At 60.9% G+C, this 13,965-nt stretch carries 15 protein-coding genes; 6 read left to right on the top strand and 9 right to left on the bottom strand.

Annotated elements, in window-relative coordinates; all coding sequences use genetic code 11:
* Positions 1-435: 435 nt before the first annotated feature.
* From VGI36_06605 to VGI36_06615, 3 genes are all read left to right on the top strand, one after another.
* On the top strand, positions 436-732 hold the full coding sequence (locus tag VGI36_06605) for a hypothetical protein (GenBank protein HEY2484800.1): 297 nt from the start codon (positions 436-438) through the stop codon (positions 730-732).
* A gap of 225 nt (positions 733-957) precedes the next feature.
* Positions 958-1,158 carry a cold-shock protein gene (locus VGI36_06610; protein ID HEY2484801.1) on the top strand — a complete coding sequence of 67 codons (201 nt, stop codon included), beginning with the start codon at positions 958-960 and terminating at the stop codon, positions 1,156-1,158.
* A 377-nt stretch (positions 1,159-1,535) separates the two neighbouring features.
* Positions 1,536-2,495: a TIGR03619 family F420-dependent LLM class oxidoreductase gene (locus tag VGI36_06615; GenBank protein ID HEY2484802.1), complete on the top strand. Its 960-nt coding sequence runs from the start codon at positions 1,536-1,538 to the stop codon at positions 2,493-2,495.
* Positions 2,496-2,530: 35 nt separating this feature from the next.
* On the opposite strand, the gene VGI36_06620 is transcribed toward VGI36_06615, so the two are convergent.
* From VGI36_06620 to VGI36_06645, 6 genes are read right to left on the bottom strand one after another with little or no spacing between them, the layout of a single operon-like run.
* A complete protein-coding gene (locus VGI36_06620; GenBank protein ID HEY2484803.1) occupies positions 2,531-4,468 on the bottom strand; it encodes a response regulator in 1,938 nt (645 codons plus the stop codon).
* Positions 4,461-5,402 carry an ATP-binding protein gene (locus VGI36_06625; GenBank protein ID HEY2484804.1) on the bottom strand — a complete coding sequence of 314 codons (942 nt, stop codon included), beginning with the start codon at positions 5,400-5,402 and terminating at the stop codon, positions 4,461-4,463. Before VGI36_06625 ends, VGI36_06620 begins: the two co-directional genes overlap by 8 nt.
* Complete coding sequence (locus VGI36_06630; protein ID HEY2484805.1) at positions 5,395-6,423, bottom strand: ATP-binding SpoIIE family protein phosphatase; 1,029 nt, start codon at positions 6,421-6,423, stop codon at positions 5,395-5,397. Before VGI36_06630 ends, VGI36_06625 begins: the two co-directional genes overlap by 8 nt.
* Positions 6,424-6,430: 7 nt before the next feature.
* Positions 6,431-6,835 (bottom strand): anti-sigma regulatory factor, encoded by a 405-nt coding sequence (locus VGI36_06635; protein HEY2484806.1) that lies wholly within the window; start codon positions 6,833-6,835, stop codon positions 6,431-6,433.
* Positions 6,816-7,196 (bottom strand): STAS domain-containing protein, encoded by a 381-nt coding sequence (locus VGI36_06640; protein ID HEY2484807.1) that lies wholly within the window; start codon positions 7,194-7,196, stop codon positions 6,816-6,818. Before VGI36_06640 ends, VGI36_06635 begins: the two co-directional genes overlap by 20 nt.
* 9 nt (positions 7,197-7,205) lie before the next feature.
* A complete protein-coding gene (locus tag VGI36_06645) occupies positions 7,206-8,060 on the bottom strand; it encodes an STAS domain-containing protein (GenBank protein HEY2484808.1) in 855 nt (284 codons plus the stop codon).
* A 440-nt stretch (positions 8,061-8,500) separates the two neighbouring features.
* Between VGI36_06645 and pcnB the strand changes: the two genes are divergently transcribed.
* The 3 genes from pcnB (at position 8,501) to VGI36_06660 (ending at position 11,518) form a co-directional block, all read left to right on the top strand.
* A complete protein-coding gene (pcnB, locus tag VGI36_06650; GenBank protein HEY2484809.1) occupies positions 8,501-9,814 on the top strand; it encodes a polynucleotide adenylyltransferase PcnB in 1,314 nt (437 codons plus the stop codon).
* A 114-nt stretch (positions 9,815-9,928) separates the two neighbouring features.
* Positions 9,929-10,849: a branched-chain amino acid transaminase gene (locus VGI36_06655; GenBank protein ID HEY2484810.1), complete on the top strand. Its 921-nt coding sequence runs from the start codon at positions 9,929-9,931 to the stop codon at positions 10,847-10,849.
* A 63-nt stretch (positions 10,850-10,912) separates the two neighbouring features.
* Positions 10,913-11,518, top strand: coding sequence for a peroxiredoxin (locus VGI36_06660; protein ID HEY2484811.1), 606 nt, complete (start codon positions 10,913-10,915; stop codon positions 11,516-11,518).
* A gap of 83 nt (positions 11,519-11,601) precedes the next feature.
* Here the strand turns inward: VGI36_06660 and VGI36_06665 are convergent, their stop codons facing one another.
* From VGI36_06665 to VGI36_06675, 3 genes are all read right to left on the bottom strand, one after another.
* Positions 11,602-12,312, bottom strand: a complete 711-nt coding sequence (locus tag VGI36_06665) for a YkgJ family cysteine cluster protein (protein HEY2484812.1) — start codon at positions 12,310-12,312, stop codon at positions 11,602-11,604.
* A gap of 102 nt (positions 12,313-12,414) precedes the next feature.
* Positions 12,415-13,293 carry an anti-sigma factor gene (locus VGI36_06670; GenBank protein HEY2484813.1) on the bottom strand — a complete coding sequence of 293 codons (879 nt, stop codon included), beginning with the start codon at positions 13,291-13,293 and terminating at the stop codon, positions 12,415-12,417.
* Between the two features lie 5 nt (positions 13,294-13,298).
* On the bottom strand, positions 13,299-13,808 hold the full coding sequence (locus tag VGI36_06675; GenBank protein ID HEY2484814.1) for a sigma-70 family RNA polymerase sigma factor: 510 nt from the start codon (positions 13,806-13,808) through the stop codon (positions 13,299-13,301).
* Positions 13,809-13,965 lie beyond the last annotated feature (157 nt).

The raw sequence follows: 13,965 nt of genomic DNA on the forward strand, positions 1-13,965 counted from the left end.
TGGGAGGGGTATATTCATGCACAAACTTGCGATCGCCACGGCTTCGGTAATGCTTGGGGTAGCATTGTCGTTTTCGAGCGTGGTTCCTGCGGTATATGCCGCATCACAGGTTGATTGTGATGCGGTCATGCAGGCACTCGGTCAGGGCAAATCGATGAGAGATGTCGCTTCCGATATGAAAACCTCAGTCGGCAGGGTGAGGGGCTGCAAAAAGCGCGCGGCCCGCGCGGCCAAGGCTGAGACGAAAACATCCCCAGGGAACGTAGAGAGAATGAACAGATCTTCGGCGGCGCGCGCCGCCGGGTCCTCTCCGGCGGCCTCCCCTGAGGCATCTCCGGCCCCCTAGTAAGCCTGGTCATTGCGCACGCCGCGCCGCTGGCGCGGCGTGCGCTTCATTCTCAGTGCCCGACCGAGCGCCGCGCCCGGGATCCCCCGATGGCCAAATGTGAACTATGCGAGTTGCGTGAGTACACGCAGCGTTATGCTCAATTCGTCAACCCTTTCAAATTCGCGATTCTCGACTGCGACTCGTGCGACACCCCGATGGTGGTGCTGGGAGATCATCGTCCCAATGCGACTGACCAAGAACGAGCGTTAATGATCGAAGCACTATCGGTAATCGCGCGCGCTAAATACGGCGAAGACAAATTCGTGATCGACGGAGTCATGCGCCAGATTCCGGATCACTGCCATATTCATGCCCGCCCGATCGTACGTTGGGGGCAGAGCTAAAACTCACAGTTCCGAGCACCGTTTTCTAATCGTGCCTTGCTGGGCTCGGTTTCGGCTGCCCTATGCCAAAACCCGTCTTGAGGAGCCTCCTATCGTCCGTTTGGTAAGTGGCGCGCCATATGGTATATGCGGCGCCGGTACGTAGCGCCGCTGGGGACGCGGCGCTTCCTTCCGGTAATGGGCGGGGCCCTATTCCCGGCGGGTTTGTCAGGAGGTACGGGGGACATGGCTAACGGTACGGTTAAGTGGTTTAGCCCGAAAAAGGGCTACGGCTTCATCACGATGGAGGATGGGCAAGAAGTTTTCGTCCATTACAGCGCCATCGATGGCAACGGCTTCCGCTCCCTCGAACAGGGTGAGAAAGTCCAGTTCGAAGTCGCGCAAGGACCCAAGGGGCTGCAGGCCTCAGCTGTGAGTCGCGCCTAGCGCGCCTCAGACTGCCACACAAAGGGGGTCTCCTGAACCGGTCTTCGCTCCGGTGACGCGGAAGATTGCGCCCAGCAGTTGGCGTCGACGAAATCATTTGCGACCGTCATGGTGGAAAGCCCTCCGGTCTCGCATTCCGAAGCCGCCCGCGGTCGCCATCGTTGCTGGTCAGCGGGTGAGACTCCGGCGCATTACCCGCCAACCCAGACAAAAATCGTTCAGCGCCCAGCGCGAATCATCCCCGTGAGCGACTGGTCCTGGACGAGGATGGAAGAACAAGAGTTGAGGTGGACTGGTGTTCGCGTTTGACATACCTCGCGGGGACGCTATTCCATGTCGTTTGAGCGGACGATCTCCGAGAGAAGGGACGCGCAAATATGAGCGAAGCGTTGCCACTGGCAAAGCGAATCAGATTTGGGGTGATGGCAGCTGCGCCGGATCGCGAGCACGCCAAAAGTGCGGTGGATGCGATCGCTGCATGGGGCTACGAAGTAATCTGGACGGGAGACCACGTCGCGTTTACCGGGCCCATAAGCGATCCGCTGCTGCAACTCACCTACATGGCTGCCCTCCGACCCGAACTTACCTACGGAACCAGCATCTACCTGCTGCCGCTACGTCATCCGACCCCGGTCGCCAAGATGGTAGCAACGCTGGATCGCCTGATGGGCGCGGGGCAGTTTATTTTTGGAATCGGCGTGGGCGGGGAATTTCCACCCGAGTTCGAAGCCTGCGGAGTGCCCGTGAAACAGCGCGGCGGGCGGGCGACCGAGGCGATCCAGGTCATCAGGCGACTGTGGTCCGAGCCCACGGTGGAGCATCACGGGCGTTACTTCAGTTTCGGCCCAATAAAAATGGAACCCAAGCCGGCGACTCCCGGCGGACCGCCGATCTGGATCGGGGGGCGTGCGGAGGCGGCGCTCAAGCGCGCGGCTCATCACGGCGACGGATGGATGCCGTACGTGCTGACGCCCAAGCGAATCGCAGATGGGCTCGAGTTCATCGCGCGCGAGGCCACCAAGGCGGGGCGCAAAATCGAGAGCTTTGGAACCTCGTTCCACGCGTTCGTCACGCTCGGCAAATCCTACGAGACGGCCCTCGAGGTTGCCGGGGAACAGTTAAGCAAACGCTACGCGATGGATTTTCGCGAACCCGCCAGACGGTACAGCGTGCTCGGTACTCCGGCGGACGCGGCCGAAAAGATCGCAGAATTGATCGGGGCGGGCGTCCGTGACATCGGCGTTGATGCGATCTGTCATCCGCGCGATCGGGACGCGCAGCTCGAGCAATTCGCCAAGGAAGTGATCCCGCTGGTGCGGACGCAGGGGAGCTTCTAGGCTGTCCTTCCTCCCGACCGGAAGGCGCGTTCTGTTCAACCGCGTTGTTCGGTCCGACCCAACAAAGCTGCGATGGCGGTGGTCAACTCGCTCGCATCGATCGGCTTCGCCATATGCATCTGGTACCCCGCCAGTAGCGCGCGGCGGCGATCTTCGGGACGGGCCAGAGCAGTTAGTGCGATCGCGGGCAACGCTTGGTAGCTGTAGCCGCGCGCGCGCACTTCACGAATCAACGCGTAGCCGTCCAGCTCTGGCATTCCGATATCACTGACCAGCACCTGCGGGGTACTCCGTTCGAACTGCGCCAGCGCCGATTTGACATTGAAGGCGGTCTTCACTATCGCACCGGTTTCCTCCAGGATGCGCGACAGCACAGCGCAAGTGTCAGTGTCATCGTCAACGACCAGGACGCGAACCCCTTCCAGACGTGCAAACTCGGGCGCCCTTGGCGACTCCGCGTTGAGAGGATCGCGAAAGGTTGCGGCTACCGGTAGTGTCACAGTGAATTTCGCGCCCTGCCCTATGCCCGCGCTCGACGCACTCACGGTTCCGCCGTGCATCTCCACCAGGTGTTTGACGATGGCAAGTCCGAGTCCCAGCCCGCCGTGACCGTGGTTGCTCTTGGTGTCACCTTGACGGAAGCGATCGAACAGGTATGGGAGCAACTCGGGCCTGATTCCCTGACCATTGTCGGCGACGTTGATCTCGACGTGAGATTCCACGCGTTCGAGTCTGAGGTCGATATTTCCCCCGCTAGGCGTGAACTTGATCGCGTTGTTCACCAGGTTCCAGACCACTTGCTGGAGCCGTCCCGCATCGCCGGAGATCAGGCCGGCATTGACGTCGAACCAGCTCTGCAGCTTGAGTTGTTTCGCATCGATGGCGGGTGACAGTCCCTCCAGGGCGCCCTTCATCATGGCGGCTAGGTCGACCGGTCTGATCTCGAGCCGCAGTTTACCGGAGACGATGGCAGATACATCGAGCAAATCCGAAATTAGCTGCGCCTGGACTTTGGTATTGCGTTCGATTGCGGACAAGCCGCGCTCGATCTGCACCCGGTCATCAGTGTCGTGCTGCAGCCGTTGGGTCCAAAGCAGGATCGAGTTCAGCGGGGTGCGCAATTCGTGGGACAGGGTGCTCAGGAATTCATCCTTGAGGTAGTTGGCGCGCTCGGCTTCGGCGCGGGCGCTGCGCTCGCTGGCAAGCAGGTCATTGCGTTCGCTTTCAAACCGCATGCGGTCGGAGATGTCGGTAATGACGGCCAGCCTGACCCCGCGCAACGAATGCGCCGAAATGTGCCATTCCAGATGGATCAGCTGGCCGTCGGGCCCTGCCATCGCAAAGGTTCCGCGCCAGGTTCCGGTCTCTTCCAGCGAGCGTTGGATTTCGTGCGAATCGGAGGGCCCTCCCGGCGGAATGAACGAGAGCAAGGGAAAGCCGATGATCTCCTCGCGCTTACGGCCTAACACCCCGCACATTGCAGGGTTCACCTCCAGGTAGTTCAGGCGCTCATCGAGCAACACGATCCCGATGAAGGCATTCTCGAAAACGGTCCTGAATTTCGCTTCGCTCTTGTGCATCTCCTCCTCCGCGCGACGCGCGCGGAGAAATGCCTTGATCGTCGCGATCAACACCGAGGGCTCGATTGGATGCGTGAGGTAACCATCAGCGCCGGAGTCCAGTCCGTGCGCTTTGTCCAAATCGGTTACGAAGGTGGCCGAGACGTGGATGATCGGTATTCGCGCCGACCGCGGATCCTGCCGCAGGCGGCGGCAGACTTCAAACCCATGGAGGTCGGGCAGGTTCACATCGAGCAGCATTAAGTCGATATCTTCAAGCGCCAGGTCGAACGCTTCCTCGCCGCTGGTTCCTTCAGCGACGTCAAACCCCGCCGCACGCAGCACCCGCGAAGTCGAATAAAGGGTGGCGTGGTTGTCGTCCACCACCGCCACGCGTGGGGTTGGATCAGACATCTTTGACCCTCGCCCCCCTCGCAGTTTCGCTTACCGTTTGCGAAGAATCGCCTGAAGTAAATTGAATCGGAAGGGTGACGTAAAAAATCGACCCCTGGCCGAGTTCGCTTTCGACCCCTACACTCCCACCGAGGAGTTCCGCCAGCCGTTTGCTGAGCGCCAAACCGAGGCCTACGCCCTGCACGCGACGCTGGATTCGGGAATCGACCTGTACGAAATCGCGAAACAATGCGCCCAGATGCTCTCGCGCAATGCCGATGCCGGTATCCGCGACCGCGAATTTCACCCAGCCTGGAGCGTGGCTCTCCGCTGATACTCGCACCTCACCCCGGCGGGTGAACTTAAGCGCGTTGGAAATGAAGTTGCGCAGAATTTGCCCGATTTTTTTGTCATCCGAGAAGGCTCGCGGGAGACCAACCGGCTCCTCGAACACCAGCCCGACCTGAGGATTGTTGAGCATCGGCTTGAACATTCCGCGAAGCGCGGCGAACAGGTCGACCAGCTCAAACCATGCCGGCGAAATCGAAATCCGCCCTGCCTCGATCTTGGCTAGGTCGAGCAAATCGTTCACCATCTCGCTCAGTTCCTGGGCGGAACTTTGGATGAAACCGATCTGTTTCTCCTGCTCGGGGGTCAGCGGTCCATCGAGCCGATCGAGGAGGATTCGGGTCAAGCTGCGGATCGAGCCAAGCGGAGTACGAAACTCGTGGCTCATATACGATAGGAAGCGGCTTTTTAAATCCGAGGCTTCCCGCAACTGCTGCGCCTTATCGTCTAGTTCCGCATAGAGCGCGACGACCCCGCTGTTGGTCTCCGCGAGTTCGCGGCTCAGGGACTCGACTTGCTCAACTCGCTGGGCCAACTCGGCTTTCAACGCATCATGCTCGGCGCGCATGGGCTCGCTCTCTTTTACGCTCAGTTCGTCGTCACACATGTGCATCAAACAGGCTCGCGGTCAGGCGTCCCGCCAGGACGGTTGCATCGTCACGGGTGCGCTTCGCGTCGCGGTACACTATGCCGGCGATGACCGCGACATCGGTCCGCGCCAGTCCCGGATAGTTCCCAAGGTTCCAACGTTCGTTCAAGCCGTCCGAATGCATCACCAGGAGATCACCCTCCTGCCATCGGTAGTCAAATTGTTGCACCTTGCGCAGACCCGCGCCCACAATTCCGCCATGTGAAACCAGCGACTGCTGCCGGTTCGCGGCGAGATTTACGATCCGCGCCGCAATGTTGCCCACTCCTGCGTAATGAAGCTCTCGCGCGCCAAGATCAATCTCCGCAATCGCCAGCGCCGCGCCCCGCGTCGAGCGCATTGCCGCATCTGCCGCCGCTAGATAGTCGGCAGGGGTCGGAAACCAGTGTTCGCTGAAAACCTCTAAAGCTTGCCCGGCGGCAGCCGCCGCGAGCGGACCGTGCCCCAGTCCATCGACGACAATTGCGGCGAGTTTGTTGCCCACCTGGCGCAAGCTCCACGCATCTCCGCACTCGGTCTCGCCCGGTGCCGGAACGCTGATCGCAGAAAATTCACAGGGACCCGGGTGAGGTCCGCCGCCCCGAACGCGCGACATTACCACGCTTCCCGCGGGCTGCCTTGAGTTGATATCGAAGTCGGTGGACAGACGGCGTACTGCGCCCAGTCCACATCCCCGCGTCCCGCCCCGCGAGTAGCCGTCCGCAAGGCAGACGCTCACATCGTCGATTCCCGGGCCTCGATCGAGAGCGATTATCTCAAGACCCGGTGCGGTTTCGTCCGGAAGCAAGCGCAACACAATTTCGCCACCCTGGGCATGCGCGAGCAGATTGGTCGCAAGTTCGGTGACGATCAGCGGGACCTTGCCCAATTCGGCTGGCGGGAGCTTTGCGCGCTCGGCCATTTGCGTGGAAATGCGCCGCGCTTCACCGACCGAGCTACGGTCATGAATCTCGATAGATCGATGCTGATGAACCGCCATCAATGGATCATTTCCATCGGGTTATAATCACTGTAGTCCCAACCCCCGGTTTGGAGACCAGTTCGAATTCATTGACCAGTCGTTTCGCGCCCGGCAAGCCCAAACCCAGTCCGCTGCCGGTCGTCCAACCATCCTTCATGGCGAGCTTGGTATCTTCGATTCCGGGACCGCTGTCGTTAAAGGTGAGCCGCAAGCCCTGACGTCCGTTTTCGGCCACCGTTTCCCACACCATGGTTCCTCCGCCGCCATGGACGAGAGCATTGCGGGCCAACTCGCTCGCCGCCGTCACCAGCTTGGTCTGATCGACGATGGTGAAGCCTAGTCCGCGAGCGGCGGAGCGGATCGCCTGCCGCGCGAGGACGACATCTTGCTCACGGACCAGCGGCAATGCTTCACTTTTTGACGGGACCATTTCTGGAATCCTGTGACGCGTTTAGCATCGCCATTCCGCGCTCCACGTCGAGCGCGGTCATCACACCCTGGAGCGTGAGTCCCAGCTCGACCAGAGTTATCGCGACCGCGGGTTGCATTCCGACCACCACGGTACCGGCGTCGAGAATCCGTGACATTGCGGAGATATTGCTGATCGTCCTGCCTATGAAAGAGTCCACGATCTCGAGCGCTGATATATCGATCAGCACACCGTGCGCGTGGGTTTTCTCGATCATCCCGGTCAGGTCTTCCTGAAGCTGAATCGCGACTCGATCGTCCATCTCCACCTGAATGGTAACCAGCAGAAACGGACCCATACGAATAATTGGAATTCTTTCCATGCTTGGCCATCAATGCTGGGTGTTAACGATCGACAGTCCGGATAGTTTGAGGGCGAGCCCGAGCGCATCTGCCAGCGTCGCCTTGGTAGTCACTCCCTGCAGGTCGATGCCTAGATGAACGATGGTCTGCGCAATTTGCGGTCGAATTCCGCTGATGATGCAATCCGCACCCATCATCCGAATGGCGGTTACGGTCTTGAGCAGATGTTGGGCAGTCTGGGTATCTACCGTGGGCACTCCGGTGATGTCGATGATCGCGGTGCCCGAACCGGTCTCGACGATTCGCTGGAGCAGCGTTTCCATGACTACCTGCGTGCGCGCGCTGTCCAGCGTGCCGATGATGGGGAGCGCGAGAATTCCTTCCCACAACTTGACCACCGGCGTCGACAGTTCAAGCATTTCCTGCTGTTGGCGCCCAATAACCTCTTCGCGCGCTTTCTGGAAGGTCTTGACCGTGTGCATTCCGAGCTTGTCGATCAGCTCGGTCGTGCTCCACACTTCGTCGGCCAGCAGCTGCGCGTCTTTGCCGAGTTCTTTGCGCAGGCGCTCGAAGAGTGGTTTCTTTAAAGAAAAGATAAAGGTGGCCGTCTGGTCCGACGTAAATCCCTGCATTGCTCGCGAGCGAGAGACATCCTTCAAAAATTCCAGGATTGGCACCCAAGCCTTGCTTTCAATGCTCTCAATGCCGTCGGCCGAAGCCGCCTGCAGGAGGCCAAGAAACTCACGCGTCTGGGTTGACAACTCCGACTCGCTGATTCGGAGGTCGCCGTTGAGCCTCTTTGTCAAATCCTTCATCCACTCAGCCTGAAGGTCTACGGTGTATTTCTTGATAATTGCCGGCGCTTTAGATTTTGCGATTGCCATGATGACTCCTCCTCCGGGTTAGCACCGGCGACCAGGAACAAACTCAAACGCTGGTTAATTGCGGAAACTCAAGGCCGGGCCGCGGCCTAGCAGCTAGTTGGCACTAACCCGAAGACCACGGGCATGCAGCGGAGCAAGAGGTCGTCGCGCAGCCACTTGTTTTATTTTGCTGTGCCATCCCTCTCAGCCAGTTCGCCATTTACCAAGCGTGCTCCTCTTCGTTTTCTCCTTATCTCCGCTCGACGAGAAACCGCGTCCTCAGATCCGCACGACTGCTTGGGTGCAAACGCATCGTAACCCGGTTAGGCAGAGTTTTTCCATTAAAACTTACCGTCTGACGGGTACGGTGAAGTGCGGCGGCGGTCGTGCTAGGTTCTTGGGCCGTGGCAGTCGACCGGCGATGACGGGGGCGCCCGGTCCGATTCCCAGTAGCGGCGAAATTGGAACCACGCATAATCGAACGCGCTGACCATCCGATCTCGCGCCGCGACATCGATCCCAACGTACTGAGTGTCCTTTATCGCCTGATCAACGCGGGACACCTCGCTTACCTCGTGGGCGGCGGGGTACGCGACCTGATGCTGGGGCGCCGGCCCAAAGATTTCGATGTCGGTACCTCGGCCCATCCTCAGCAGGTTCGCGATCTCTTCCGCAACTCGCGCCTTATCGGCCGGCGGTTTCGCTTGGTCCACGTATTCTTTGGTCCCCACAATGTCGAGGTCGCGACCTTTCGCCGCCGCAGCGAAGATCTCGGCGGCCCCGACGATCCTTTGATTCGGGTCGACAACACTTTTGGCACACCGCAAGAGGACGCGTTCCGCCGCGACTTTACGGTCAACGCGCTGTTTTACGACCCTGCGACTTTCCACGTGATCGATTACCCGGGGGGCGTCGACGATCTTGGCGCCAGGTTGATCCGCACGATCGGAGATCCGGAAACCCGCATGCGCGAGGACCCGGTCCGCATGCTGCGCGCGGTGAGATTTGCGGCGAAGCTGGAGTTTGCGATAGAACCCGCCACCCGCGCGGCGATTGAACGGCACCGCCACGACCTGCTGAAAGCGGCGATGCCACGCCTGGTCGAAGAGACCTATCGCACGCTGGGACAGGCCGCGGCGGGGCGCGCGGCCTGTCTGATGGAAGAGCTGGGACTGCTTGAGCCGCTGCTGCCGTTTCTCTCGCAGCATCTGAAAGCCTCATCCGGCAGCGGCGCGCAACCATTGATGATTTCTCACATGATCGCGCTCGGACATCTCATCGATGAGGGATTTGCGGCCGATCATGCCTTCGTGCTGGGAGCCATGTTCTTCGATTTTATGCGCGCGCGTCGATCACGCGCCGAGAGCAACGAATTCGACCTGCTCACCGAATTGCGCCTGCGCGGGTTTGCCCGGGGCGATACCGAGCGGATGCGGCTGGTCACAGATGCGTTCGAGCATCTCGCCGCACCCTCGCGACGGGCCCGACGGCTGATGCACCGACCTTACTTTGCTCACGCGCGACTATTCTTCGAAATGGTGGCCCCCAGCTATGGAATCGACATCGGGCCGCTGCAGCGATTTCTCAATGACCCCGGGACGTTCTTCGCCGGGAAGCCCAGCGGCGACGACCGCGCCACCTCAGGACATCGGCGGCGCCGACGCCGACGGCGTCACCGCCGATCGCGGCACCCGCAGGGCGGGCTCAGCGCTGCGGCTGGCTCCCCAAGCAAGCAGGCTCCGATATCGACTCCAGACGCGCCTCGCCGCCAGTGAGTTGCCCGGCGCCTTGTCCGGTGATCAGCGATAGACTAGTTTCTGTTGGGCGATCGGCGCACGGCTCAATGGCGCGTGCCAATTCTTTCGCGAGCGAGGTCACTAGCCTTGGCGGTGGACAGTCTGCGTTCCGAGAAAATCTGGATGGATGGCCAGCTGGTTCCCTATGACCAGGCCAACGTCCACGTGCTCACCCATAGCCTCCACTATGGGCTTGCCGTATTCGAGGGGATGCGCTGCTACCAGGACGATGACGGGCGGTCGGCGATTTTTCGCGGGCGCGAACATATCCGGCGCCTGCTTGAATCGGCGCATATCGTGGAGATGCCGGTTCCCTACAGCCAGGAAGAGCTCCTTAAGGCGTGCGCCGACGTGGTGCGCACCAACAAGCTGGCGGAATGCTACCTGCGGCCGCTGGTGTTCTACGGCGAAGGGGAGATGGGCCTGGCGGCGCGCGGAAACAAGAGCCGGGTCGCAATCGCAGCCTGGAAATGGGGCGCATACCTTGGATCGGAAGGCTTGACCAAGGGCGTACGTCTCAAAACCTCCTCCTTCGCCCGCTTTCACCACAACTCCATGATGCCCGCGGCCAAAGCTTCGGGTCACTACGTCAATTCGATTCTCGCCGGCTACGAGGCGCGCCGCGGCGGGTACGACGAGGCGTTGCTGCTCGATACGGAAGGCTATGTCGCCGAAGGCAGCGGCGAGAACGTATTCGTGATTCGCGACGGTATCGTACGCACGCCGCCGCTCTCATCGGTTCTGCCCGGAATCACGCGCGATGCGGTGATCAGGATTCTGCGCGACGGGGGGATCGAGGTACGTGAGGAGCTGTTCGCACGCGATGCCTTCTACATCGCCGATGAAGCATTCATGACCGGCACCGCGGCCGAAGTAACGCCCGTGGTCGAACTGGATGACCGTAAGATCGCCTCCGGTACGCCAGGGCCGATCACACGCAAGGTCCAGCAGGTCTTTGAGGGTGCGCTGCACGGTCGTGAGCCGAAATACCGGGGCTGGCTCTATTACATCTAGACCGCCTATCGGTTTGGGAACCGTCGGGCGATCTCGCGAATTGAAGAGAGCGGGGAATCGCCTATGAAGATGATCGTCGCAACCATGGTCGTCATCGCGCTGGCTCTGGTTTTCGTAGCGCTGCGTCCGCGCATGGCGCGAGCCGAGCTGCTGAAAGAGGGACAGGTCGCGCCGCCCTTTTCGACTCAGATGGTGCAGGGCGACCAGGTAACTCCAATTTCCCTGACCGACCTGCACGGGCGCACGGTCATTCTTTACTTCTATCCGAAGGACGATACGCCGGGGTGCACCAAGGAGGCGTGCTCGTTTCGCGACGGGTTTGCGCGCTTTCAAGCCGCGGGCCTGGTGGTGCTGGGCTGCAGCATCGACTCCAGCCAATCCCACAAGGCATTTATCAAGAAGTACAACATCCCTTTCCCGCTCCTGCTCGATCCCGAAAAAACCATCGCGACTGAATATGGAGCCGCAAACGGAATTCCGATTCTTGGACTCGACCGGCGCATCACGTACGTGATCAATCAGGACGGGATTATCGAGAAGGTCTACCCGAAGGTCGATCCCTCGGTGCACTCGACAGAAATCCTGGCCGACCTGAAGATACCGCAGAATCCGGCTCCGGCACCGGCCGCCGCCGCTCCAGCCGAGGAGCCATCAAGCGATCAGAACTAGCCTCCTGCATCGCAACAAGGCGAGGGTAAATCTCGGTTCGACCGCAACAGGAAGGATCGACCCCCCGGCGCGGGTCCGCGCCACTATTCCGGCTGCTGCGATGTGATCGACGGCGAGTAGCCCAGGCTCGCGGCAAGAAAGACCGCGGCCTCCGCCAGAGATTCGGCAGCATGGGTTTCCTGCGCCAATTTCGTGAGCGACTCGATATGCCTGGTAACGCTGTCGCCCGGGTCGAACAGCGCGTCGATGATCGGGTTGGGGTCGTAACCTGACTCGGCGAGCGCTTCGCGGGTCGCGCGGCGCCAGAATTCGCGCGGCTCGATTTTCTCGAAATCGACCAATTCGTTCACGCGATCGCGGAACATCGTGATCAGAGGCCGATAGCTATCATTAATCGCCAAATACTCGGGGACGCCCTGGCTTTCTAAGAAGTCCGCCACCTTCCCCCGAACCCCGTAAACCCCGGCCGACTGGGGTGCCGGATCGAGTTGTACCAGTCGTTCCACCCTACCCACAGAGTCGCGCTCGATGCCGAGCGGATAGAGCCGGCAGGCAAGCGGGCGTCCTAGATGAACACCGCATCTGGTGCCGTGCAACGCAGCGCAAGCGCCGTCTGCATTGAAGCGAAGGATCGACCCGCGCCGGATCGTGAAGCGCCGCACCGCCTCGGCGCCGGGGACTCCCGCCGCCCGCGCGATCATAAACAGGTCGTATGGCGAAAGCGTAATCACCTTGTCGCGGCAGCATTGTCCGCACGCGTTGCACAGATATGAGAATGGGCTTTGCCGATTCATCCAACCCTCGGTTTCACCGACAGGCCCGGGCGCGAGTCGGCCGCGCTGCGCAACTGCCCGGTGCACGGATGGCTGTCGTGCTTGCCGCAGAATTGCAAAAAGTCAGCGGGGCATATCGCCTTTCAAATACATAGTCCCGGTCGGCTTTTCCGTGCCGTTGGCGGGCTCAAGCGTAACCGCGGATGCGACGATTTCCTCCCCTTTAGGCGGCATGATCAGAGCGACCCTGGCGACGCCCTCGGCCGGTGCCTCGAACAGCCCTGCACGGATCGGTCCGGCCTCGCGACCAATCCACCACGCTTCGTAAATTTTGTCGGTCGGGGCGGGTGGGAGGCCGGATACCTGCATAAACGCCGTGTGACTGCTCGGACTAAATGCCACCGTCCCACTAGCCTTAGGCGCGGCAGCCAATCCCGCCAGATGGACCACGCGTGCATCGGGCGAAAACGCTGCCAGGGTCAGGTTCGAGGTGAGAGACAGTTGCGTCTTCAGGTCTGCTATCCGGGCGGACGCGATTTCCAGGCCCCGCTGAAGCTCATCTATCCGTGCCCGCAAGGCAGCTACTTCAAAGCTAGCAGTACCACGCGCCGACTGAAGTCCGCGGTACAGGCTCAGAACGTTGAAGCCGAGCGCGATCAAAGCGAGCGCCGCAATCGCAATCGCCGCGAACGAGACCATGTGGATTCGGTCCCGCGGACGCATCGCGCGATCCCGGTCCCGCATACCCGCGCGGCTTCCCGGGGACAAGGTCTGGTCTGCGTCGAGCCTGGCTTCGACCAGCTGCCATATACGCTCGTTGCTTGCGCCCTCCCGGTCCGCGGTCAGCGCGAGCGCTCCCAAAGCCTCACGAAACGATGCGAGTTCGCGCTCGCATTCAGGGCAGCCCCCGGCCAGATGCGTCGTTACGGCACGGTCCTCGTCGGACTCGAGCCGGTCGAGCGCCCTCAGCGGCAGCAGGTCTTTGACCTCTTCGTGATTCATCTTGGCTAGTCGACTCTACCAGCCAGGTTGTCGCGGAGTTTGATCAACGCCGTGCGCATGCGGGTCTTAACCGTCCCGAGCGGTAGCCCGGTCCGTTCCGCAATTTCTGCTTGCGACAGATCGGAAAAGTATGCGAGTTCGAGCACCTCACGCTCCCCGTCCTTGAGTTCCGCCAATATCCTGGATACCTGCTGCTTTCGTTCCGCGCTAAAAATCGCCTGCGACGGATCGTCCTCGTGGCCAATCAGGCCGGGGTCCTCGGCAGACCGCTCCCGCGACTTGCGGGAACGCAGGCGATCGATTGCGCGACTACGCGCCAGCATCATCAGCCACGCTCCCACCGAGCCGCGACTGCGATCGAATCGCGACGCATCCCGCCAGGCCTGCCACAAGACATCTGCGGCGACTTCTTCGGCATCGGCTCGGCTGGCCAGGATTCGTTCTGCGACGACCGCGATCGCATTGCCATAGCGCTGGTTGAAGGCGCGCAGAGCTTCCTGCCTACCGGAAGCCATCGCAGCCACCAACTCCAGGTCGGTCATGCGACTTGCAGTGCCCTCGACCACGACCCCCCCGCGTTATATACGCCCGCACGGTGGCGGCGGATTGAAAATTTTACCCCCGGCGCGAGGGCTGCTTGCCCGGCTCAGCGGAAGCACTAGGGAATAAAAC

The organism is Candidatus Binataceae bacterium (assembly GCA_036495685.1).
GTDB lineage: Bacteria > Desulfobacterota > Binatia > Binatales > Binataceae > JAFAHS01.